Raw genomic sequence first — 21,663 nt, forward strand, 5'->3', positions numbered from 1 at the left:
ATGGAGGGACGTATGATCCACAAAAATTGGGCAGAACTGATCAAGCCAACACAGCTTGACGTGAAGCCGGGCAACGATGCAGGCCGTCAGGCGACTGTTGTAGCAGAACCCCTTGAGCGCGGCTTCGGCCTCACGCTTGGTAACGCGCTGCGCCGTGTATTGATGAGCTCGCTTCAGGGCGCAGCAATCACATCCGTACAAATCGACAACGTTTTGCACGAGTTCTCTTCGGTAGCCGGCGTTCGCGAAGATGTCACAGACATCGTTTTGAACCTCAAAGGTGTGTCCTTGCGCATGGAAGTTGAAGGACCAAAGCGTCTTTCAATCAATGCAAAAGGTCCAGGCATTGTCACCGCTGGTGACATTTCCGACAGCGCTGGCATCGAAGTTCTCAACCGCGAGCACGTGATTTGCCACCTCGACGATGGTGCAGATGTGTACATGGAACTGACCGTAAACACGGGCAAAGGCTATGTTGCAGCTGAGAAGAACAAGCCAGAAGATGCGCCAATCGGTCTTATCCCGATCGATGCGATCTACTCGCCTGTGAAAAAGGTTTCTTATGACGTGCAGCCGACCCGCGAAGGTCAGGTGCTTGATTATGACAAACTGACGATGAAAGTCGAAACAGACGGTTCTTTGACGCCGGATGACGCGGTTGCTTATGCAGCGCGCATCTTGCAAGATCAGCTGTCTATCTTCGTGAACTTCGACGAGCCAGAGTCCGCATCCGCCAAGGATGAGGATGACGGTCTTGAGTTCAACCCACTTCTGTTGAAGAAAGTGGACGAGCTGGAGCTTTCTGTACGTTCCGCGAATTGCCTGAAGAACGACAACATCGTTTACATCGGCGATCTGATCCAGAAAACCGAAGCAGAAATGCTGCGCACGCCAAACTTCGGCCGCAAGTCTTTGAACGAGATCAAAGAAGTGCTGTCCGGTATGGGCTTGCACCTCGGCATGGACGTCGAGGACTGGCCACCGGACAACATCGAAGATCTTGCGAAGAAATTCGAAGACGCCTTTTAAGAATTGGTAAGGTGCGTGATATCACGCACCTTACTTTACGACTGGGTCAGCAATGACCCCAAGGAGAGTAGGCGGGTACGCACCGCTTGCCAGACAAAGTAAAAACAGCCCGTAGAGGGCACATTATTGGAGAAGACACATGCGTCACGCAAAAGGTTACCGCCGCCTAAACCGTACTCACGAGCACCGTAAAGCGCTCTGGGCGAACATGGCGGGCTCGCTCATCGAGCATGAGCAAATCAAAACAACGCTTCCTAAAGCTAAAGAGCTGAAGCGTATCATGGATAAGATCATCACACTTGGCAAACGCGGCGATCTGCACGCGCGTCGTCAGGCTGCGGCTCAGCTGAAGGAAGACAAGGACGTTGCAAAACTGTTCGAAATCCTCGGCCCACGCTACGCAGACCGTCCGGGTGGCTACACACGTGTTCTCAAAGCGGGTTTCCGCTACGGTGACATGGCGCCAATGGCGATCATCGAACTGGTTGACCGCGACGTTGACGCGAAGGGCGCCGCTGACAAAGCGCGCGTTGCAGCACAGGCTGACGCGGACGAGTAAGCGACGCTTACATTTTGAGATTTTGAAGGGCCCTCGCTAATTGCGGGGGCTTTTTTATTTTGGGGGATCACACGCCTTCACGGCTCGCTTTGAAGGTGGGATAAATCCATGTAACACAGGCTAAGTCTGTCTTCACACTTGCGCCGCGTGCGCGCGCCTCTCATATCAAAGGCATGATCAATTACGGAAACGCCCATGTTACGCATTTTCTTAACGTCGCTTTGTCTGTTCTTGCCTCTAAACGCTGCAGCACAAACACAAGTTCCAACAAGCCAAGCACAGATTTCGCTTAGTTTTGCCCCTTTGGTAAGACAGGCCGCACCAGCGGTCGTTAACATTTACGCCAAACGCATCGTGCAATCGCGCGTTAGTCCATTTGCATCTGACCCGTTCTTTCGCGACTTCTTTGGCGATATGGGCCGCGCGCAACCGCGTGTACAAAATTCGTTGGGGTCGGGCGTTATCCTTTCAAGCGACGGGTATTTGGTGTCGAACTTTCACGTGGTTGGCGGAGCAAGCGACATTCGCGTCGTTCTCAACGACAGGCGCGAATATTCTGCTGAGGTGTTGCTTGGCGATCAAGCGAGCGACCTTGCAATTCTGCGTTTGAAAGATGCGCAGGATTTGCCTTTCTTGCCACTGCGTGAGAGCGACACGGTTGAAGTGGGTGAACTTACCCTCGCAATTGGCAACCCATTCGGTGTTGGCCAGACGGTATCAAGCGGAATCATTTCCGGCCTTGCGCGCTCGGGTGCGGTCACTGGAAACGAGCGTGGATATTTCATTCAAACCGATGCGCCTATCAATCCGGGCAATTCTGGCGGTGCTTTGATCGGCATGGATGGTGCACTGATAGGTGTGAACACTGCGATTGTGACGCGTTCGGGGGGCTCAAACGGGATTGGTTTTGCGATTCCGGCGGCTTTGGTCGCGCAATTTGTGACCCAAGCACGCGCAGGTGAGACGCGGTTCATGCGTCCTTGGGCCGGAATGGGCGGACAAACTGTCGACGCAGATTTGGCGAACTCGCTCAGTCTTGAGCGTCCGGGCGGCATGGCGATCACACAGGTGCAAGAGGGCAGTCCTTTTGCCGAAGTCGGACTTGGCGTCGGCGATGTGATCGTCGCTACAAATGGGCGCGCCGTTAATTCGCCGTCAGAAATGCTCTATTATATGACCGTTGCAGGAATTGGAGCGCAGATCACAGTGACCGCTGTACGCGATCGGGTGCAAGAAGAGTTCAAGGTGGCGATGATTGGTCCGCCGGAATTGCCACCGCGTGAAGAGCAGACCTTAGGCGCGCGCGATGTTTTGGAAGGGCTTACAATTGCCAACGTGAACCCTGCGGTTTTGGCTCAGTATCAATTGCCGATTTTACCGAGCGGGGTCGTGGTGCTCAACACTGGTCAAATCGCGCCGCGTATTGGCCTACAAAAAGGCGATCTCTTGCGTGAGATTGACGGGCAAGAGATAAACTCTCCTATGGATGCTGTGAGAGCACTTCGAAATGCGCGGCGTTCGGTTTCACTTGTCGTTGAGCGTGGTGGGCAATTGGTCCTGCTACGGTTCAGACTATGAGCGATTTGTTCGACAATGGTGCCGCTGGTGCTGAACCGCTAAAAGGTCCGCGCCCGCTTGCGGATCGATTGCGGCCTCAGACCTTGAGTGATGTGATCGGTCAGAAACAAGTGTTGGGCGAGGGTGCTCCGCTTGAGGTCATGCTGTCGTCCGGCTCGTTGTCATCGATCATTTTCTGGGGACCTCCGGGTGTTGGCAAAACAACGATCGCGCGGCTTTTGGCCCACGAGACGGATCTGCATTTCGTCCAGATCAGTGCAATTTTCACAGGTGTGCCAGACCTTCGAAAAGTATTTGAAGCCGCTAAAATCCGGCGGCAAAATGGACAAGGTACTTTGTTGTTTGTTGACGAAATTCATCGGTTTAACAAAGCACAGCAAGACGGTTTCCTTCCTCATATGGAAGATGGCACCATTCTTTTGGTGGGCGCGACAACAGAAAACCCATCGTTTGAGCTGAATTCTGCGGTTCTTTCGCGTTCGCAGGTTCTGGTGTTGGAACGTCTTGATCTTGCGGATTTGGAACGCATGGCGCAGCGCGCTGAGCAAGACTTGCAAAAGGAACTGCCGCTGGATGGCCCTGCGCGTGAAGCGCTTTTGGAAATGGCGGATGGAGACGGGCGTGCGTTGCTCAATTTGATTGAGCAAGTGGTTGCTTGGAAAACGGATCACAAGCTAACTTCAATCGACCTATCCAAACGCCTTCAAAAGCGCGCTGCGCAATACGATAAATCCGGTGATGCGCATTACAATCTGATCTCTGCCTTGCATAAATCTGTGCGCGGTTCTGATCCTGATGCATCTTTGTATTGGTTTGCACGGATGCTTGAGGGGGGAGAAGACCCGCGTTTCTTGGCGCGTCGTTTGGTGCGCATGGCGGTTGAGGATATAGGCTTGGCTGACCCACACGCGCAGGCTGTGTGTTTGCAAAGCTGGCAAACCTATGAACGGCTTGGTTCGCCTGAGGGTGAATTGGCGTTATCGCAAGCGGTGATTTATCTGGCCTTGGCGCCAAAATCGAACGCGAATTATGTGGCTTACAAAGCGGCGCGCCGCGCTGCGAAGGCGACGGGCTCGAAGCTGCCGCCAAAACACATTCTGAATGCCCCGACGGATTTGATGAAGGATCAAGGCTACGGCACGGATTATGCCTATGATCACGACGCAGATGATGGGTTTTCTGGGCAGAACTACTTTCCAGAAGGGATGGAGCGGCCCGCGATGTATCAACCTGTAGAGCGTGGTTTTGAACGCGATTTGAAAAAGCGACTTGAGTATTTTGCCAAACTACGCGCGCAACGGGGCGGGTGAGCGATTTTTCTAGAAAAATCGGAGCATCGAACGTCGTGCGCAAAACTTGACTCTTGTCGCGCACAGAGCGACACGGCCCCATGTTACTCAATGTCTCACTTGTGGCCCTCGGCGGTGCGCTTGGTTCAAGCCTGCGCTATCTGGTGGGCTTGGCTTTCGTAAAAGCGATGCCGCTCGGGTTTCCGATGGGTGTTTTACCGGTGAACATACTCGGCTCGTTTGCGATGGGACTCTTCGTGGTCTTTGCGCATCAAAAGGGATTGAGCGTTGCGAACTTGTTTGTGATGACCGGTTTACTGGGTGGGTTTACCACGTTTTCGGCGTTCTCACTTGAGGCGGTGACATTGATGGAGCGCGGGCATTTAGGCCAAGCAGCGCTATACGTTGGGCTATCTGTGGCCCTATCGATTTTAGGTTTGATGGCGGGTCTCGCCATCGCGAGAGGAATATGGGCATGAGCCGCGTTCAAACGATAATGATAGAAGAAGATGATGGCGATCAGCGCCTTGATCGTTTCCTGAAGCGCAAGTTTCCCAAGATCACCCAAGGGATGATCGAAAAGATGTGCCGCAAGGGCGAACTGCGTTTGGATGGTGGTCGCGTGAAGGCCAACAGTCGCGTCAATACAGGCCAACAATTGCGTATTCCGCCGCTCCCTGATGGGGATGCACCTAAACATGCGCCGACCAACCGTGTCAGTGCAGCGGATACGAAATTCATTCGCTCTTGTGTGATTTACAAAGATGACGCTGTGATTGTACTGAACAAGCCAGCGGGTTTGCCTGTTCAAGGTGGTTCGGGCCATTCGCGCCACATTGATGGGTTGTTGGATGCCTTGATCTATGACGCAGAAGAACGCCCGCGTTTGGTGCACCGTTTGGACAAAGACACGACGGGTGTTTTGATCTTGGGGCGCACGCGTCGCGCGACGGCTGATCTCACCGCGTCTTTCCGCCACCGTGCAACGCGCAAGATCTACTGGGCCGCGATTGCAGGCGTTCCGCATCCGCGCATGGGAACAATCAAATACGGCTTGATGAAAGCGCTAGGCCACGGAGCACGCGGCGAAGGCGAAAAGATGATCTGTGTCCACCCCAATGAAGTGGATTCTACTGACGGTGCCAAGCGCGCCATGACCGATTACGCAGTCCTTGAAACGGCAGGGCAGCGCACCGCGTGGTGCGCACTGATCCCGATCACAGGCCGCACGCACCAGCTGCGCGCGCATATGGCCGAGATGGGGCATCCTGTTGTGGGTGACGGGAAATACGGCGGATCCGGTCAGGAAAATATGGGCGATGGCTGGGGGTCGCAACTTGGTGGTGATATCAGCAAGAAGCTCCACCTTCATGCGCGGTCTTTGCAGATCGAACATCCGGTCAGCAAAGAAATGCTGCACGTGATTGCGCCGCTTCCTGAACACATGCAGCGCACTTGGGATACATTCGCATGGAACCCCAAAGAGGTGCCGGAAGATCCCTTTGAAGAGATGATGTAATGCGCTTGAGGGCTGTTATTTTTGATGTGGATGGCACGCTTGTGGACAGTCAGGCGGATATCTTGGCCGCGATGAGTGCTGCGTTCGAGGCGGAAGGTATTAAGCCGCCGAGTAGAGATGAAGTGCTCGGTATTGTGGGGTTATCGCTGGATGTTGCGATCCCGATGCTTGCGCCCCAGAGCGATCATGCGGCCTGCACGCGAATGGTTCAGGGCTACAAAGACGCCTATACGAATTTGCGCTTATTACAGGGGGCGGATGTCTCTTCGCCACTCTACGCTGGTGCACGCGAGGCACTGGCGCGCTTAAAAGAGCAAGATGAAATCTTGCTCGGGGTTGCAACTGGCAAGTCGCGACGCGGTTTGGATAAATTAATCGAAGCACATGGGTTGGCGAAAACCTTCCTCACCCAACAGGTGGCGGATGACCATCCGAGCAAACCGAACCCATCGATGTTGTTGCAAGCGATGCATGAACTGGGCGTTGAGGCCCGCGACATGGTGATGATCGGCGATACCAGTTTTGATATGGACATGGCGCGCGCTGCAGGTGTGCATTTCATCGCTGTGAGTTGGGGTTATCACGAGACCAGCCGCCTCGCGGGGGCCGATGTTGTGATCGAAGATTTCGCGCAGCTTGATGGCGCGCTCGATTTGATTTGGAGCAAGGCCAATGACTGATTGGACAATGAAGCGCTTTTGGAAAGTCGCTGAAGCGGTTGAAGTCGAGGGCGGGTTTAGCGTGCATCTGGACGGGCGTTCGATAAAAACGCCAGGCAAGTCAGCGTTGGTTGTGCCGACACAGGTGATGGCTGAGCGCATGGCGCTGGAGTGGGATGCACAGGAAAAAGTGGTCAATCCAAACACGATGCCCGTAACCAAATCAGCCAATTCGGCGGTGGACAAGGTGACGGCGCAATTTGATGCTGTAGCGGATATGTTGGGCGAATATGCGGGGACAGACTTGCTGTGTTATCGTGCGGATCGACCTGTTGCTTTAAGTGCGCGCCAAGCAGAGCATTGGGATCCATTGTTGAGTTGGTGTGCACAGAGATTTGCTGCGCCTTTGACCCCGGTTTCAGGTGTGATGTTCGCGGCTCAACCCGAATCAAGCCTCGTTACGTTACGCGCGCTTTTGGATGATATGAGTGCGTTTGAGTTAACAGCGATGCATGATCTGATCACTTTGCCCGGCTCTTTCGTCATAGGTCTTGCTGCGATGCACGAGTACGCTCGCCCAGAGGAGTTGTGGGAGTTGTCGCGCCTAGATGAGCGTTATCAGCAAGAACAATGGGGGCTCGATGATGACGCTGAAGAGATGGCAAGAATCAAGCTGGAAGCCTTCAAACATGCGCATGATTTCTACAAAATGAGTAAATAACACAGTTAAAAATACGTTTTTTGACGTTAATTTGAACTGTTCAGGCTTACCTAAGGTCCGGCAACGCGAAATTGGCCAATTCTTCAGATGTTCTACTTGACGTTTGTCGACGATTGCGGCCAAACTCATCGCCACTGATGGGGGACTATCCCTCCTTTGGTATGAACCCCCGTGCTCACTCGCGGGAAGAACCGCCCGCAAAGGGTGGGAAATCAGGAAGAGGTAAAAATGAAAAAATCCGTATTTTTTGGTGCGATGACTGTAGCTGCTTTGGCAGCTGGCGCAGCAGCGGCCGGTACGCTTGACGATGTTAAAGCGCGCGGCAAGCTGAACTGTGGCGTGACCACTGGTCTCGTTGGTTTCGCGGCACCAGATGCGAACGGCGAATGGCAAGGTTTCGACGTGGGCGTATGCCGCGCGGTCGCAGCTGCTGTTCTTGGCGACCCATCCGCGGTCGAGTTCGTTCCAACAACTGGTAAGACACGCTTTACAGCGTTGGCGTCCGGCGAAATCGACATGCTGGCACGTAACACAACATGGACGTTCTCTCGTGACGTTGACCTGAAGTTCGAATTCGTAGGTGTTAACTACTACGACGGACAAGGCTTCATGGTTCCTAAGGCCCTTGGCGTATCTTCCGCGAAAGAGCTCGACGGCGCGACAGTATGTATCCAGACTGGTACAACAACAGAGCTGAACTTGGCGGACTACTTCCGTACAAACAACATCTCTTATGAGCCAGTTCCAATCGAGACAAACGCTGAAGCTCAGCCTTTGTATCTTGAGGGTGCTTGCGACGTTTACACAACAGACGCATCCGGTCTTGCAGCAACACGTGCCGCATTCGAGAACCCAGGTGATCACGTTGTTCTTCCAGAGATCATCTCTAAAGAGCCACTCGGCCCACTGGTCCGTCACGGCGATTCTGAGTGGGGCGACGTTGTTCGCTGGTCTTTGAACGCACTTATCGCAGCTGAAGAGCTGGGTGTGACATCTGCAAACATCGGCGAAATGTCTATGGCTGCTGGTGACAACCCAGAAATCAACCGTCTCCTCGGTACAGAAGGCACATTGGGCGAAATGCTCGGTCTGTCCGCTGACTGGGCGAAGAATGCGATTATGGCTGGCGGTAACTACGGCGAGATCTTCGAGAAGAACATTGGTGAGAACACACCAATCGGTCTTGGTCGTGGTCTGAACGCTCAGTGGACAGACGGTGGTCTGCTCTACGTTCCACCATTCCGCTAAATCCGGATTGATCTAGGAAGGGCGCGGAGCACTCCGCGCCCTTTTCCTTTAGGCAATACTAGAAAACGCCGCCCCTGAGCCATGACCGGATTAACTGGCAGGTTTCACCAGAGGCAGCACATCAGGGAACAGTCCATGACGACTCTATCTGACCCTCCCAAGGGCGGATTTCGCTTATCGATGTTGATCAACGATACGCGTTACCGATCCTACACATTCCAATTCATTGCTCTGATCGCGCTGATCGCAGCCTTCGGCTATTTGGGAAGCAACCTTGTTGCCAACCTCAAAGCGGCGGGTCTGAATATCTCGTATCGGTTCTTGGGCGAGCCTGCGGGCTACGACATTAACCAGCGCTTGATCGAGTATACATCCCAATCCACACACCTTCGCGCTGCGATGGTCGGCGCGTTGAACACGCTGCTTGTCGCTGTGGTTGCCTGTTTCTTTGCGACAATTATCGGCGTCATCGTTGGCGTCTTGCGATTGTCCAAGAACTGGCTCGTCAACAAGTTGATGGGTGTTTACGTGGAAATTTTCCGCAACGTCCCTGTCCTTATTTGGATCCTGATCATCATGGCGGTCTTTGTCGCCGTGTTGCCGCAGCCGCGCGAATTTCGTGGTGATGATGCGACTGCGAGTATGGTACTAGGATCGTTCGCTTTCACAGGGCGTGGCTTTTATTTCCCTAAGCCGGTCTTTGGGCCAGGGTCGATGATCGTCGTTTTGACGTTTATCGCGTCGCTTGTTGGGATTTGGGGCTATCGCCGCTACGCCAAGCAGCAGTTGTTCGATCACGGTCGCATGGTATCGACGCTTTGGCCCTCTATCGGGTTGTTCTTCGTTCCCACGATTTTGATGTTTTTCATTATGGGCCAGCCGATCACCCTGGATTATCCCGCTCTGAAGGGCTTCAACTTCCAAGGTGGCATCTATGCGCGTAACTCTTTCATCGCGCTGACATTCGCGTTGTCGATCTACACGGCAGCTTTTATTGCGGAAAACGTGCGTGCGGGTATCCTCGCAATTTCGACCGGACAGACAGAGGCAGCCGCTTCGCTGGGTCTGCGTCCGGGTCGCATCATGAACCTTGTGATCTTGCCGCAAGCTTTGCGCGTGATCATTCCGCCGCTGATTTCGCAGTATCTTAACATCACCAAGAACTCATCGCTGGCGATTGCGGTGGGTTACATGGACATCACCGGCACTTTGGGTGGTATCACGCTGAACCAGACAGGCCGCGCGATTGAGACGGTTCTGCTGTTGATGGCTTTCTACCTGATCATCTCGCTCAGCATCTCTGCGGTGATGAACGTGTACAACAATTCTGTAAAATTGAAGGAGCGGTAGGATGAGCGATACCAACACCACACCTGTCGCTTTTGTGCGCGATGCAATGTTGCCAGAACAAGCTGCTCCGATAACAGCGGCGGGACCATTGGCTTGGATCAAGAAGAACTTGTTTGACGGCTGGTTCAATTCGATCCTGACAATTGTCGCGATCTACTTCATTTACTTGATCGTGTCTGGCGCATTCCCTTGGTTTTACAACGGGGTCTGGACAACGGACTCCCTCGCGGAGTGCCGTGAAATCTTGCAAGGCAAGACGGGTGGATGCTTTTCGGTTCTGACCGAACGTTGGCCGCAGCTTTTGTTCGGCTTCAAATACCCGTCCGAGGAATATTGGCGTCCGACAATCGCATTCTTTGCTTTGTTCGTTGCCGTTGCGCCTGTGTTATTCAACAAATTGCCGCGCAAGCTGTTGATCGTCACGGCGATCTTCCCATTTGCAGCTTTTTGGTTGATCTGGGGCGGCTCCATCCTTGTGCCTATCATGGTCGCAGTTGGTTTGATCGTGGGTTACGTGGTCTTCACGCGCCTTGTGTATCAAAGCTCTGCGATGGGTATGATCGGCGGACTCGTGGCGACAGTTGCCGTATGGATGCTGTCAGGCTATATCACTGATCCGCTGTCGGGTTTTCTGGCGCTAGAGCCTGTGCCCTCACGCGACATGGGTGGGTTCATGTTGAACTTCATTCTGGGTGTAACCTGCGTGTCCTTGTCCTTGCCGCTGGGTATTCTGCTCGCACTTGGTCGTCAGTCGGACATGTTGATCATCAAATGGATCTGCGTGGTCTTCATTGAATTCATTCGTGGCGTTCCGCTGATTACATTGTTGTTCGTGGCCAACGTGGTTCTTGGATACTTCCTACCACCAGGTACGAACTTTGACCTTATCCTGCGTGTGATCATCATGATCACCATGTTCTCTGCCGCCTATATCGCGGAAGTGGTGCGTGGTGGCCTTGCTGCTTTGCCAAAGGGTCAAGCAGAAGCCGCAGGCAGCTTGGGGTTGGATTATGCCCAGTCCATGCGTTTGATCATTCTGCCCCAAGCGCTCAAGATTTCCATTCCGGGGATCGTGAACGTGGCCGTGGGATTGTTCAAAGACACGGTTCTGGTTTCGGTCATCTCGATGTTCGATCTGGTCGGTATGATCCGTGGTCCGATCTTGGCCTCCACAGAATGGAACGGCGTCTATTGGGAGCTCTGGCTTGCAGCTGTCTTGTTCTTCTTCCCAATCTGCTACGGCATTTCACAATACTCACAATGGTTGGAGCGTCAGCTCGCAACCGGTCACCGATAAGAAGGGGTCTCAGTCATGGCTGAAGCAAAACTACAGGTGTCCGATGAGATCGCTATCTCAATCGAGAACATGAACAAGTGGTACGGCACATTCCACGTGCTGCGCGACATTGATCTGACAGTTAACCGCGGCGAGCGCATCGTGATTTGTGGACCTTCGGGGTCTGGTAAATCCACGCTCATTCGCTGCATAAACGCGCTCGAAGAGCATCAGCAGGGTCGCATTGAAGTCGATGGCACAGTTTTGTCATCCGACATCAAGAATATCGACAAGATCCGCTCGGAAGTGGGGATGTGTTTCCAGCACTTTAACCTCTTCCCGCATTTGTCGATCTTGGAGAACTGTACCTTGGCTCCGATCTGGGTGCGCAAAACGCCCAAGAAAGAAGCCGAAGAATTGGCGATGTATTTCCTTGAGAAGGTGAAGATCCCAGAGCAAGCGGACAAATATCCCGGTCAGTTGTCTGGTGGTCAGCAGCAGCGTGTGGCGATTGCGCGCTCTTTGTGCATGCAGCCGCGAATCATGCTGTTCGACGAGCCGACGTCAGCGCTTGACCCTGAGATGATCAAGGAAGTTCTTGATACGATGATCGAACTGGCGGAAGAGGGCATGACGATGCTCTGCGTCACGCACGAGATGGGTTTTGCCCGTCAGGTTGCGAACCGCGTGATCTTTATGGACCAAGGGCAGATTGTTGAGCAGAACGAGCCGGAAGCGTTCTTTAACAACCCGCAGTCCGAGCGTACACAGTTGTTCTTGAGCCAGATTTTGGGTCACTAAGTTCAAGGCACATTGGTGTTTTTCAAAGGGCAGGCCTTCGGGCCTGTCTTTTTTTGTTTGGGGGCTCTGCCCCGTCTCAGGCAAGCTGAGACTCCCCGGGATATTTCTGAAAAGAGGAAGAGGATTAAGGAAGTTCGCGTGGGATGACAAACTGCACAACTTTGGCAGATGACCACGTGAGGTCGCGCCAATCTGTAATGTCGCATTCAAAAACGGTTGTGGCACCTGACGGGTAGTCGAAGAAGCGTTCGTGATTTGGAGCATTGGCTGCGAGGTTTTCGACAAATTCACCAATACCGGGGTTATGAGCGATCACGAGGACAGTGTCGCCTTTTGCTTGGTGGACGTGATCGAGCAGCGTGTCTGGGGAACTCATGTAGAGGGGTTTGATTTGAGTGAGCGCAATGCTGAGATCTAGACCCGCGCCGGTTTCTTGAGCACGTTTCGCAGCGGAACAGAAGGTTTCGTCTGGTGCGAGGTTTTGAGTGCGCAGCCAATCCCCCAAGGCGTTTGCTGCTTTGTATCCGCGCGCGTTGAGAGGGCGGTCAAAGTCGTCAAAAGGAAAGTCCCAGCTTGATTTGGCGTGGCGCATGACGATTAGGGTTTTGCTCATGGTATTATTCTCCCAAAAAAGCACGCATGTGGAAAGCGGATTGTTCGGGTAGGCGCCCGTAGGTTTGCGAGATCGGGCACGCGCGGCGGGCAGCGCAGCCCATGGTGCGGCAGTTTTTACTATCGGGCCCTAGGATATGCGTTTTGCACGCCTCTACGTAATAGGACGTTTCGCTTAGCGCATCGACAGGGCAGGCAGTTTTGCAGGGTTTGGCGCAGGGGACGCAGGGGGACAGTTCGAGTGATGTGCGAGTGTACTGGCCCTTGATCCTTAGCGCTCCGCGATAAGACGTCATCAGGCCTGCGCGGTCGTGCACCAACATACCAACAGGGGCGAGCCATGCTTGCTGGCTGGCAAGCGCCCAAGAGATGAAAGGCGGGTAGGGAGGTCCATCGGAGGGAAAGAGCGCATCGGCTGCAAAGCTCTTGGCAAGCTTGCCAATCACGCGTTTGGACCATCGATCTAAAGGATTAGGCGCGCCATCATTAAGTTCAACAGATATGGTGACATGCGGCCAGAAGCCGGGCTCATGGGGACCAAGGAGGAGGACTGTTTCGCCATCTTTAACGACGGAGCCAAACACATCCAGAAAATCCAAGCGCGCAGCGGCGCGAATTTGTTCAATCACGGATCAGCGAGCCAGCGCCGTGCTCTGTATAGAGCTCTAGCAAGCAGGCGTTGGGTGCGCGGCCATCTAGGATGACAACAGCGCGTACGCCACCCTCAATCGCGTTAAGCGCGGTTTCTGTTTTGGGAATCATGCCGCCTGCGATGGTGCCATCTGCGGTCAGTGCACGGATTTGCGCGGCCGTCAGTTCTGTCACGACTTCGCCAGAGCTATCTTTCACACCGGCCACGTCTGTTAGCAGCAATAGGCGATCCGCCTCAAGGCTTGCCGCTATCGCGCCAGCAGCGGTGTCGCCATTGACGTTGAACGTTTCGCCGTTTCGACCTGTTCCAAGGGGGGCGATAACAGGAATGATGTTATCTTTGGCGAGACCACGCAGGAAGTCGGGATTCATCTCAACAGGAGTACCCACAAAGCCCAGATCTGGGTCGGTTTGCTCACAGACCATCAGGTTCGCGTCCTTGCCAGAAAGGCCAACTGCCTTGCCGCCTTGTGCGTTGATTGCTTGGACAATGCGTTTGTTGACGCGCCCAGAAAGGACCATTTCGACGACTTCGACGGTGGCCGCGTCCGTGACGCGTTTGCCGTTCACGAACTCCGATTTGATATCGAGCCTTTCTAGCATTGCGTTGATCATTGGCCCGCCACCATGCACGATTACAGGGTTCACGCCGACTTGCTGCATGAGCACCACGTCACGCGCGAAACTCTCCATGCCTTCGTCGCTGCCCATCGCGTGACCACCAAGCTTGATGACAACAGTCGCATCGTCATAGCGCTGCAAATACGGGAGCGCGGAAGAGAGCGTTTGCGCTGTGGCGATCCAATCGCGGTTCATATCTTGTTTCTTCATGTTGGGACCTCTTGCCACTTGGTTATCGCCCGCTTGGCGCGTGGGCAAGTCAAAGCCGTAGCAGCGGAAAATAAGCGAAAATAAATTTTACCAGTTGATAAAAAAATAAAACCCTGCAAACGTGAGGGAAATCGAACGTCACGAGGAGAGGTCAATGCCAGCAGATATGCTCGCTCAGGGGATAAAGGCAGGGCGCATAAGCGCTGATCAATATGAGGCGAATTTTGCAGATCTGCATGCGCCGCTGGATGATCATGAGGCTTTGGTGGCAGCGGATCGCTGTTATTTTTGCTATGACGCGCCTTGTGTGACGGCCTGCCCAACGGACATAGATATTCCATTGTTCATTCGCCAGATCGCTACGGGGACATCAGATGCTGCGGCGAAAACGATTTTGAGCCAGAATATCATGGGCGGCATGTGCGCGCGGGTTTGTCCGACAGAGACATTGTGCGAAGAGGTTTGCGTGCGCGAAGTTGCAGAAGGCAAACCTGTTCTGATCGGTCAACTTCAGCGCTATGCGACAGATGGTTTGATGGCTAAAGGGGTGCATCCGTTTGAGCGCGCTGGCTCTACTGGTAAGCGAGTGGCGGTCGTTGGAGCAGGGCCTGCGGGTCTGGCCTGCGCGCATCGTCTAGCGATGCAGGGGCATGATGTTGTTGTAATGGATGCGCGCGCGAAAGCGGGCGGGCTGAACGAGTTTGGGATTGCGGCCTATAAAAGCACCGATGATTTTGCCGCGCGCGAAGTCGATTGGCTTTTGCAGATTGGCGGGATCGAGATCAAGCCTGGCGTAGCGCTTGGCTCTGACGTGAGTCTTGCCGAGTTACAAGACGACTACGACGCTGTCTTCCTTGGAATGGGACTTGGTGGTGTGAATGGGCTTGGTGTTGAGGGCGATGACAAAAACGGTATCGCGGATGCGGTTGATTTCATTGCAGATCTTCGCCAAGCGAGCGACTTAAGTTCAGTGCCCGTTGGACGCGATGTTGTCGTAATTGGCGGCGGTATGACGGCTGTGGATGCAGCGGTGCAGGCGAAATTGCTTGGCGCTTTGAATGTGACTTTGGTGTACCGTCGCTCTCGCGTTCGCATGAACGCGAGCGTGTATGAACAGGATCTCGCGGCCTCCAAAGGTGTGCGGATTATCACCAATGCGTCGCCCAAAGGGGTGCATGGCAACGGTGCTGTGCGCGAGGTCGAATTTGAATACACTGATGATGATCTGAAGCCGACAGGCCAGACGGTGCGCATCGCAGCGGATCAAGTTTTTCGTGCGATTGGACAGAGCTTGGTGGGCGAAGGTTTGCCAACGTTGGAGGGTCGCAAAATTAAGGTCTCCGCAAGTGGTGCGACCTCTGTGAAAGGTGTCTGGGCTGGCGGCGATTGTGCCTCTGGCGGCGATGATCTGACCGTGACGGCGGTCGCCGAAGGGCGCGACGCGGCGATGGATATACATGCGCATTTGATGGGGGGAGCGTCCTAATGGCTGATCTCACGACTGATTTTCTGGGGATCAAAAGCCCCAATCCCTTCTGGCTGGCCTCTGCGCCGCCAACGGATAAAGAATACAACGTGCGTCGTGCGTTTGAAGCAGGCTGGGGCGGCGTGGTCTGGAAAACGCTCGGTTCTGAAGGACCACCTGTGGTGAATGTGAACGGCCCGCGCTATGGCGCGATTTATGGCGCGGATCGGCGGTTGCTGGGGTTGAATAATATCGAGTTGATCACGGATCGCGATCTGTTCACTAACCTTGAAGAGATCAAGCGCGTGAAGGCGGACTATCCTGATCGCGCGGTGATTGTGTCCTTGATGGTGCCTTGTGAAGAAGAGGCGTGGAAGGCCATTCTGCCGCTGGTTGAGGATACGGGTGCGGATGGGATTGAGCTGAATTTCGGCTGTCCCCATGGGATGTCCGAGCGCGGTATGGGCGCGGCGGTTGGCCAGGTTCCCGAGTATATCGAGATGGTGACCCGCTGGTGTAAGCAGTATTATTCCAAGCCAGTCATCGTCAAATTGACGCCAAATATCACCGACGTGCGAAAGCCTGCAGCTGCGGCGCATCGGGGTGGCGCGGATGCAGTGAGTTTGATTAACACCATAAATTCAATTACTTCCGTGAACCTGGATACGATGTCGCCTGAGCCTTCTATCGATGGCAAAGGTACCCATGGCGGCTATTGTGGCCCTGCGGTTAAACCTATTGCGATGAGCATGGTAAGCGAGATTGCGCGTGCTCAAGACACCGCTGGCATGCCGATTTCGGGTATTGGCGGCATTACGACATGGCGCGATGCTGCGGAGTTCATGGCGCTTGGTTGTGGCAATGTGCAGGTTTGCACGGCGGCGATGACCTATGGCTTCAAGATCGTGCAAGAGATGATTTCGGGCCTGAGCCAATGGATGGATGAGAAGGGCTATACAGACACGTCTGAGTTCGTCGGGATGGCTGTACCGAACACGACGGATTGGCAATATCTAAACCTCAACTATATCGCGAAGGCCAAGATCGATGAGGATCTGTGTATCTCTTGCGGGCGGTGTTATGCGGCGTGTGAAGACACCTCGCATCAAGCGATCGCCATGTCTGACGACCGTGTGTTTTCGGTGATCGACGAGGAGTGCGTCGCATGTAATCTTTGCGTGAACGTGTGCCCCGTTGAAAATTGCATTACCATGGAACAGATGCCCGTAGGCGCGATTGACCCACGGACGGACCGTGTGGTTGAGCCGGAGTATGCCAACTGGACAACGCATCCGAATAATCCTTCCGCCACGGCTGCGGAATAAAGTTAACAGACCCCGCTGTTCTCCCCAGCGGACCCGAGAGACCCCTGCTGGAGTGAGTGACAGCGGGGGTTTTTTTGTGGCAACTGTAGAAGTGGGGGCCAGCCCCCGTCCCAGCAAGCTGAGACTCCCCCGAAGTTTATTTGGAAAGATGAAGGTGGGTTTTTAAGCGCCGATTTGTGTGAAGAAAGCTGAGCGAAAGCTCAAAAGTTCTTCGTGTCGCGCTTTCGCCAAGCGTTGGCCTTTCTCGGTTTTAAAGCCATCTGCAAGAGTTAGTAATTTGGTTTCGAAATGATCGATTGCGTAGGAGCGATCATCAAGCAGGCGATGCGCCGCACGTGGATCGTTTGGTTCATAAAGTGCGCTGCCCATTCTGCCGGCAACATAAAAACAGCGTGCAATGCCAATGAGACCAATGGCATCTAAGCGATCTGCGTCTTGCAGGATCTTCGCCTCCAGAGTTTCAGGCGTAATTCCCGCAGAAAAGCTATGCGCTTCAATTGCATGGCAGGTTTGGGCGATTTTTTCCTCGTCCCAGCTCATATTTAAGAGATGGTCGCGCGCAGTCGTGGCTGCGAGGATAGACGCTTTCGCGCGATCCGGACTGTCTTTCTCGACGCTTATGCAATCATGCAAAAGCGTTGCAGAAACTATAATTTCAAGATTTCCACCCTCTTGCGCCGCGATGCTTTGAGCGTTCTTCCAAACGCGTGTGATATGGGCGATATCATGCGCGCCGTCAGAAGCGTTTGGGATGGCAAACGGCAAAAGCTGTGAGGCGATATCCGTGAAGGGCGCAAACAGATCCGCCCTCACGCGTAGAGCGCTTCGATCTGGCCATCATAGAGTTCGAACACTTTGTTGCGGCGCACTTTCATCGTTGCAGTGACTTCACCATCATCGTGATCCAGTTCTTTGGACAGCAAATGAACCTTTTTGATCTGCTCAACCCGCGCAAGGTTGGCGTTTTGCTTGGCGACTTCTTTGTCAATAAGTTCAACGACTTGCGGATGTTCAGCGAGCGAGCGGAAAGTCGTGTAAGCGATACCTTTGCTTTCTGCCCAAAGGCGCACAGGGTCCATGTCGATCTGCACGAGTGCCGAGACATAAGGGCGTTTATCTGCGATTACGATACACTCTTTGATAAAGGGAGAGGCCTTCATTATGTTCTCGATCAACGAGGGAGAGAGGTTCTTGCCCGCCGCGTTGATCATGATGTCTTTCTTGCGATCAATCAAAGAGATGGAGCCGTCTGCGCAAGCCTCTGCCACATCGCCTGTGTGCAGCCAGCCATCAACGATTGTTTCGGCCGTAGCATCGGGACGATTGTAGTAGCCTTTGAACACGATTCCGCCTTTGACAAGGAGTTCTCCGTCTTCGGCGATTTTATAGTCCACACCGTCAACGAAGTGGCCAACGCGCCCCTCAGAGCAACCCCAATCGGGTTGGATTGTTGCCGCCCCTGTGGTTTCAGACATGCCCCAAGCTTCGCGAATGTTGATGCCTAAGCCACGCATGAACGCGAGCAGATCTTCCGAGATAGGCGCGGCGGCGGAGATCGCGAATTTAACGCGACCAAGGCCGAGATAAGAGCGGATATGACGATAAACTGTCCAGTCCCAAAACGCGTTGGCGATTTTGTCCTGAACGCTCCATTCATCACGCCGGATTGCGCCACGCCGTTCCGCCTGTTTCAAAGCATAAAGGGTCACGGGACCTTTTATCTTGCCCGCCGTTGCCGCTTGGATTGTCAAATCAGAACGCATTTTTTCCCAGATACGCGGCACGCCGAAGAAGATTTGCGGCGCGACTTCGCGTAGATCAATAATGATCGTGCGCAGGCTTTCGCCAAAGTTCATCACCATTTTAGACGCAAGTGCATTGGTCACAGTCACGTTCTGCTCGGCGATATGGCACAGCGGCAAGTAGCTGAGAACATTGGTACCCTCAGGATATTCACCAAAGATTTCGCGGCTAAGCGATGCCGCAACAGACAGGTTGTGATGACTGATTTCAGCGGCTTTCGGCAAGCCAGTTGAACCGGATGTAAAGACCATCATCGCTGTGCGTTCTGGCGTAATGGCCGCAATACGCGCGGCGACTGTTTTGTCGACCCCTGCGGCGAGTGCTTTGCTCCCCATTTCAATCACCTCATCAAAGGTTTTGAGGTTCAATTCCGTCTCACCGACGGTGCCTTTGGGGTTGAAAATGATCAACTGGCGCAGCTTTGGCAGCTTGCCACGCAGCTCGATGACCTTATCGAGCTGCTCTTGGTCCTCAATGAACAACATTGTGGTGTCGGATGATCCAGCAAGATGTTCGATCTCGGGCGCGGGGGAGGTGGGGTACATGCCCGTCACCACGCCGCCAGCAGCATTGATGCCGAACTGTGCAAGCACCCATTCACGGCGGTTTTCTGACAGGATGCCGATGTGCTCGCCATCTTGCATACCCAATTCTATCAGGCCTGCGGCGACGGCGTGCATAATATCTTCAAAGCCGGACCATGTGATCTCTTGCCAGATGCCGAAATCCTTCTGGCGCATGGCGACGCGGGTTGGCTCATTGGCGGCGTGCGATGATACGATCGAGACGTTGGAGCGAAAGTCGGTCATGGGAAATTCCTTAACTCAGCCAGCGCTTGCGGCGTTTGTAATGCTTCACATCACGGAAAGATTGGCGATCTTCGCTGCCGTCTTCGGCGACGCCAAGATAGAAGCTCTGGATGTCTTTATCGTTCTTCAGTGTCTCAACATCGCCCTCAAGAACGATCTGACCGCTTTCCATAATGTAGCCGTAATCCGCGACGGAAAAGGCGACGCCAGCGTTTTGCTCAACAACAAGAATAGAGGTGCCGTCTTCTGTGTTCAAACGCCGGATCGTCTCAAAAATCTCTTTCACGATCTTTGGGGCCAGTCCTAAAGATGGCTCATCCATCAAGATCAACTTGGGCTTGGCGACCATCGCGCGCCCGAACGCGAGCATCTGCTGCTCACCGCCAGAAAGATACCCGGCTATCTGTTTGCGTCTCTCCAACAACCGCGGAAAGAACGCGTAAACCTTGTCGAAATCGGCCTTTATACCGCGCCCGTCTAGCGCGTAGGATGCTGCGATCAGATTGTCCTCAACGGTCATTTCGGCGAAAATTCGGCGCCCTTCGCGTACATGAAACATGCCTTGCTTCACCAGGGCGTCTGGCGCTGTATTCTTGATGTTCTTGCCGTCAAAGTGAATGCGGCCTTCGCCGACATCTCCATTTTCGAGCTTCAAAAGATTAGAGGCCGCTTTCAACGTCGTAGTTTTGCCCGCACCGTTGGTACCAAGCAACGTCACGATTTTGCCCTTAGGCACTTCGAGCGATAGGCCGCGCAACGCCTGCACGGTATGATAATAGCTTACCTCGATGTTCTCGATTGCCAACATACGCGACGCGTCCTCTTCAACTTTCCAAATAAACTTTGGGGGAGTGCGAGGGGGCTAGCCCCCTCGCTTTGGTTGGATGGCCCAAAGGCCATTCGAAACCGGGTCTTAAGTGCTCAACCAGTCAGACACAGGCGTGAACAGACCTGTGTCAGGTGCGTATTCATAGACACGACCAGTACCGATCTTGTTGTTGTTCATCGACACCGGACCACCAAAGAAACCGCCACTGTCCCAATCGGAAATACTGGACAGGCTTTCAGCGATATTATCTGCCGTCAGCTCATTTCCTGCTTCTGCCGTGTCGCGCATCGCTTTCATGGCCAGTTCGAGACCACACATCGCCTGGATACCCCATGTCGACATGTAGTTTTCCAGCGGCGTGCCTGCGAACATTGCTTTGGACAGCTCTGCATATTGCTGATAGCGCGGCGCGTCTTCGCGATCATAGAAGTAGCGGTAGGGCATCACGCCTTGGTAGCCCGCAAGGAACGGACCCGCCTCTGCAGTGATACGATCCGCGATCAGCTTTTCCATGCCCCAGAAGGTGCCGTGGAACTGTACAGGCAAACCGAACTGACGTGCGCCGCCGATCAACTGTGGCCAAACGCCTGTGACGTAGCCTTGCAAGATGCAGTGCTCTGCGCCTGATTGTGCGAGCTTGGTGACGTGTGTCGGGATATCCGCGCCTTGCGCTTTCGTGCTTTCTTCCAGCACAACTTCGATGCCCAAGTCAGCAGCTTTCGCGCGGCCATGCTCAATCGGGTCACGACCAAACTCAGTGTTGGAATAGATAAATGCCACCTTCGTACCACCTGCCGCTTTGATGTTTTGCAGCAAAATATCGAACTGGTCCTGATAAGTCGGGCCAGAGAGGTACTGGTAGGGGTTCGTCTCTGGGTTTGCCAATTCAGACGCGAACGACGTAGAGCCCATCAGGCGTGCATTCTCGCCTTTCAGCTCTGGCGCGATCAGTTTCATCGCACCTGTGGAGTCGGCGAAATAACCAACCAGAGCATTGCCCTCAGTCGCCAAAGCGCGCTGGTAGTTGGCCAATGTGTTCTGTGGCACATAACCGGAGTCTTCTGTGACGAAACGGATCGGCGTACCCGCGATACCACCTTCGTCGTTGAACAACTTCTGCGCCAATGCGAACGCCGGTGCCACAAGTTGGCCAGCAGTCGCGAAAGGACCTGTGAGCGGCAAGGACGCGCCAAGCACATACTCTTTGGGTTGCGCTTTGAGGATCATTGGTGTGCCCATGACGGCCGCCGCAGCGGCGCCTGTGGCAAGGAATGAACGTCTGTTGAGTGTCATAAAGTGTCTCCCTAAG

General features: G+C 54.0%; 21 protein-coding genes. 14 read left to right on the plus strand and 7 right to left on the minus strand.

Annotated features, from left to right (window positions below):
* The first annotated feature begins 12 nt into the window (after window positions 1-12).
* The 12 genes from PFRI_RS08740 (at window position 13) to PFRI_RS08795 (ending at window position 12,029) form a co-directional block, all read left to right on the plus strand.
* Complete coding sequence (locus PFRI_RS08740; RefSeq protein WP_040777493.1) at window positions 13-1,029, plus strand: DNA-directed RNA polymerase subunit alpha; 1,017 nt, start codon at window positions 13-15, stop codon at window positions 1,027-1,029.
* 139 nt (window positions 1,030-1,168) lie between these two features.
* The gene (gene rplQ, locus PFRI_RS08745; protein ID WP_072630324.1) at window positions 1,169-1,588 is read left to right on the plus strand and encodes a 50S ribosomal protein L17; all 420 of its coding nucleotides are present in this window, start codon (window positions 1,169-1,171) and stop codon (window positions 1,586-1,588) included.
* A gap of 195 nt (window positions 1,589-1,783) precedes the next feature.
* Window positions 1,784-3,166, plus strand: a complete 1,383-nt coding sequence (locus PFRI_RS08750; protein WP_072630325.1) for a trypsin-like peptidase domain-containing protein — start codon at window positions 1,784-1,786, stop codon at window positions 3,164-3,166.
* Entirely contained in the window at window positions 3,163-4,476 is a 1,314-nt protein-coding gene (locus PFRI_RS08755; protein ID WP_072630326.1) for a replication-associated recombination protein A, read from the plus strand. The genes PFRI_RS08750 and PFRI_RS08755 overlap by 4 nt, the downstream gene beginning before the upstream one ends.
* An 80-nt stretch (window positions 4,477-4,556) precedes the next feature.
* A complete protein-coding gene (crcB, locus tag PFRI_RS08760; protein WP_072630327.1) occupies window positions 4,557-4,934 on the plus strand; it encodes a fluoride efflux transporter CrcB in 378 nt (125 codons plus the stop codon).
* The gene (locus tag PFRI_RS08765; protein ID WP_072630328.1) at window positions 4,931-5,974 is read left to right on the plus strand and encodes an RluA family pseudouridine synthase; all 1,044 of its coding nucleotides are present in this window, start codon (window positions 4,931-4,933) and stop codon (window positions 5,972-5,974) included. The genes crcB and PFRI_RS08765 overlap by 4 nt, the downstream gene beginning before the upstream one ends.
* Window positions 5,974-6,654, plus strand: coding sequence for an HAD-IA family hydrolase (locus tag PFRI_RS08770; RefSeq protein ID WP_072630329.1), 681 nt, complete (start codon window positions 5,974-5,976; stop codon window positions 6,652-6,654). The genes PFRI_RS08765 and PFRI_RS08770 overlap by 1 nt, the downstream gene beginning before the upstream one ends.
* Entirely contained in the window at window positions 6,647-7,354 is a 708-nt protein-coding gene (locus PFRI_RS08775) for an ATP12 family chaperone protein (RefSeq protein ID WP_072630330.1), read from the plus strand. Before PFRI_RS08770 ends, PFRI_RS08775 begins: the two co-directional genes overlap by 8 nt.
* A gap of 228 nt (window positions 7,355-7,582) precedes the next feature.
* Window positions 7,583-8,602 carry an amino acid ABC transporter substrate-binding protein gene (locus PFRI_RS08780; RefSeq protein WP_072630331.1) on the plus strand — a complete coding sequence of 340 codons (1,020 nt, stop codon included), beginning with the start codon at window positions 7,583-7,585 and terminating at the stop codon, window positions 8,600-8,602.
* 135 nt (window positions 8,603-8,737) lie between these two features.
* The gene (locus tag PFRI_RS08785) at window positions 8,738-9,952 is read left to right on the plus strand and encodes an amino acid ABC transporter permease (protein WP_072630332.1); all 1,215 of its coding nucleotides are present in this window, start codon (window positions 8,738-8,740) and stop codon (window positions 9,950-9,952) included.
* A gap of 1 nt (window position 9,953) precedes the next feature.
* The gene (locus tag PFRI_RS08790; RefSeq protein ID WP_072630333.1) at window positions 9,954-11,249 is read left to right on the plus strand and encodes an amino acid ABC transporter permease; all 1,296 of its coding nucleotides are present in this window, start codon (window positions 9,954-9,956) and stop codon (window positions 11,247-11,249) included.
* Window positions 11,250-11,264: 15 nt separating this feature from the next.
* Window positions 11,265-12,029 carry an amino acid ABC transporter ATP-binding protein gene (locus tag PFRI_RS08795; RefSeq protein WP_072630334.1) on the plus strand — a complete coding sequence of 255 codons (765 nt, stop codon included), beginning with the start codon at window positions 11,265-11,267 and terminating at the stop codon, window positions 12,027-12,029.
* Window positions 12,030-12,153: 124 nt separating this feature from the next.
* Here the strand turns inward: PFRI_RS08795 and PFRI_RS08800 are convergent, their stop codons facing one another.
* The 3 genes from PFRI_RS08800 to argB are packed head-to-tail and all read right to left on the minus strand — an operon-like array spanning window position 12,154 to window position 14,123.
* Complete coding sequence (locus PFRI_RS08800; protein ID WP_072630335.1) at window positions 12,154-12,642, minus strand: SixA phosphatase family protein; 489 nt, start codon at window positions 12,640-12,642, stop codon at window positions 12,154-12,156.
* Window positions 12,643-12,646: 4 nt separating this feature from the next.
* Complete coding sequence (locus PFRI_RS08805) at window positions 12,647-13,270, minus strand: ferredoxin (protein WP_072630336.1); 624 nt, start codon at window positions 13,268-13,270, stop codon at window positions 12,647-12,649.
* Complete coding sequence (argB, locus tag PFRI_RS08810; protein WP_072630337.1) at window positions 13,263-14,123, minus strand: acetylglutamate kinase; 861 nt, start codon at window positions 14,121-14,123, stop codon at window positions 13,263-13,265. Before argB ends, PFRI_RS08805 begins: the two co-directional genes overlap by 8 nt.
* A gap of 154 nt (window positions 14,124-14,277) precedes the next feature.
* Here argB and PFRI_RS08815 point away from each other — a divergent pair, with 154 nt between their 5' ends.
* Together PFRI_RS08815 and preA are read left to right on the plus strand one after the other, a co-directional pair.
* Entirely contained in the window at window positions 14,278-15,609 is a 1,332-nt protein-coding gene (locus PFRI_RS08815) for an NAD(P)-dependent oxidoreductase (RefSeq protein WP_072630338.1), read from the plus strand.
* Complete coding sequence (preA, locus tag PFRI_RS08820; protein ID WP_072630339.1) at window positions 15,609-16,913, plus strand: NAD-dependent dihydropyrimidine dehydrogenase subunit PreA; 1,305 nt, start codon at window positions 15,609-15,611, stop codon at window positions 16,911-16,913. The genes PFRI_RS08815 and preA overlap by 1 nt, the downstream gene beginning before the upstream one ends.
* 162 nt (window positions 16,914-17,075) lie before the next feature.
* On the opposite strand, the gene PFRI_RS08825 is transcribed toward preA, so the two are convergent.
* The 4 genes from PFRI_RS08825 to PFRI_RS08840 form a co-directional block, all read right to left on the minus strand.
* Window positions 17,076-17,726, minus strand: a complete 651-nt coding sequence (locus PFRI_RS08825) for an HD domain-containing protein (RefSeq protein WP_072630340.1) — start codon at window positions 17,724-17,726, stop codon at window positions 17,076-17,078.
* Complete coding sequence (locus PFRI_RS08830; RefSeq protein WP_072630341.1) at window positions 17,723-19,525, minus strand: AMP-dependent synthetase/ligase; 1,803 nt, start codon at window positions 19,523-19,525, stop codon at window positions 17,723-17,725. The genes PFRI_RS08825 and PFRI_RS08830 overlap by 4 nt, the downstream gene beginning before the upstream one ends.
* A gap of 10 nt (window positions 19,526-19,535) precedes the next feature.
* Complete coding sequence (locus PFRI_RS08835; RefSeq protein ID WP_072630342.1) at window positions 19,536-20,333, minus strand: ABC transporter ATP-binding protein; 798 nt, start codon at window positions 20,331-20,333, stop codon at window positions 19,536-19,538.
* Between the two features lie 105 nt (window positions 20,334-20,438).
* Window positions 20,439-21,647: an ABC transporter substrate-binding protein gene (locus tag PFRI_RS08840; protein WP_072630343.1), complete on the minus strand. Its 1,209-nt coding sequence runs from the start codon at window positions 21,645-21,647 to the stop codon at window positions 20,439-20,441.
* Window positions 21,648-21,663: the final 16 nt, after the last annotated feature.

The organism is Planktotalea frisia (genome assembly GCF_001890925.1).
Lineage (GTDB): Bacteria > Pseudomonadota > Alphaproteobacteria > Rhodobacterales > Rhodobacteraceae > Planktotalea > Planktotalea frisia.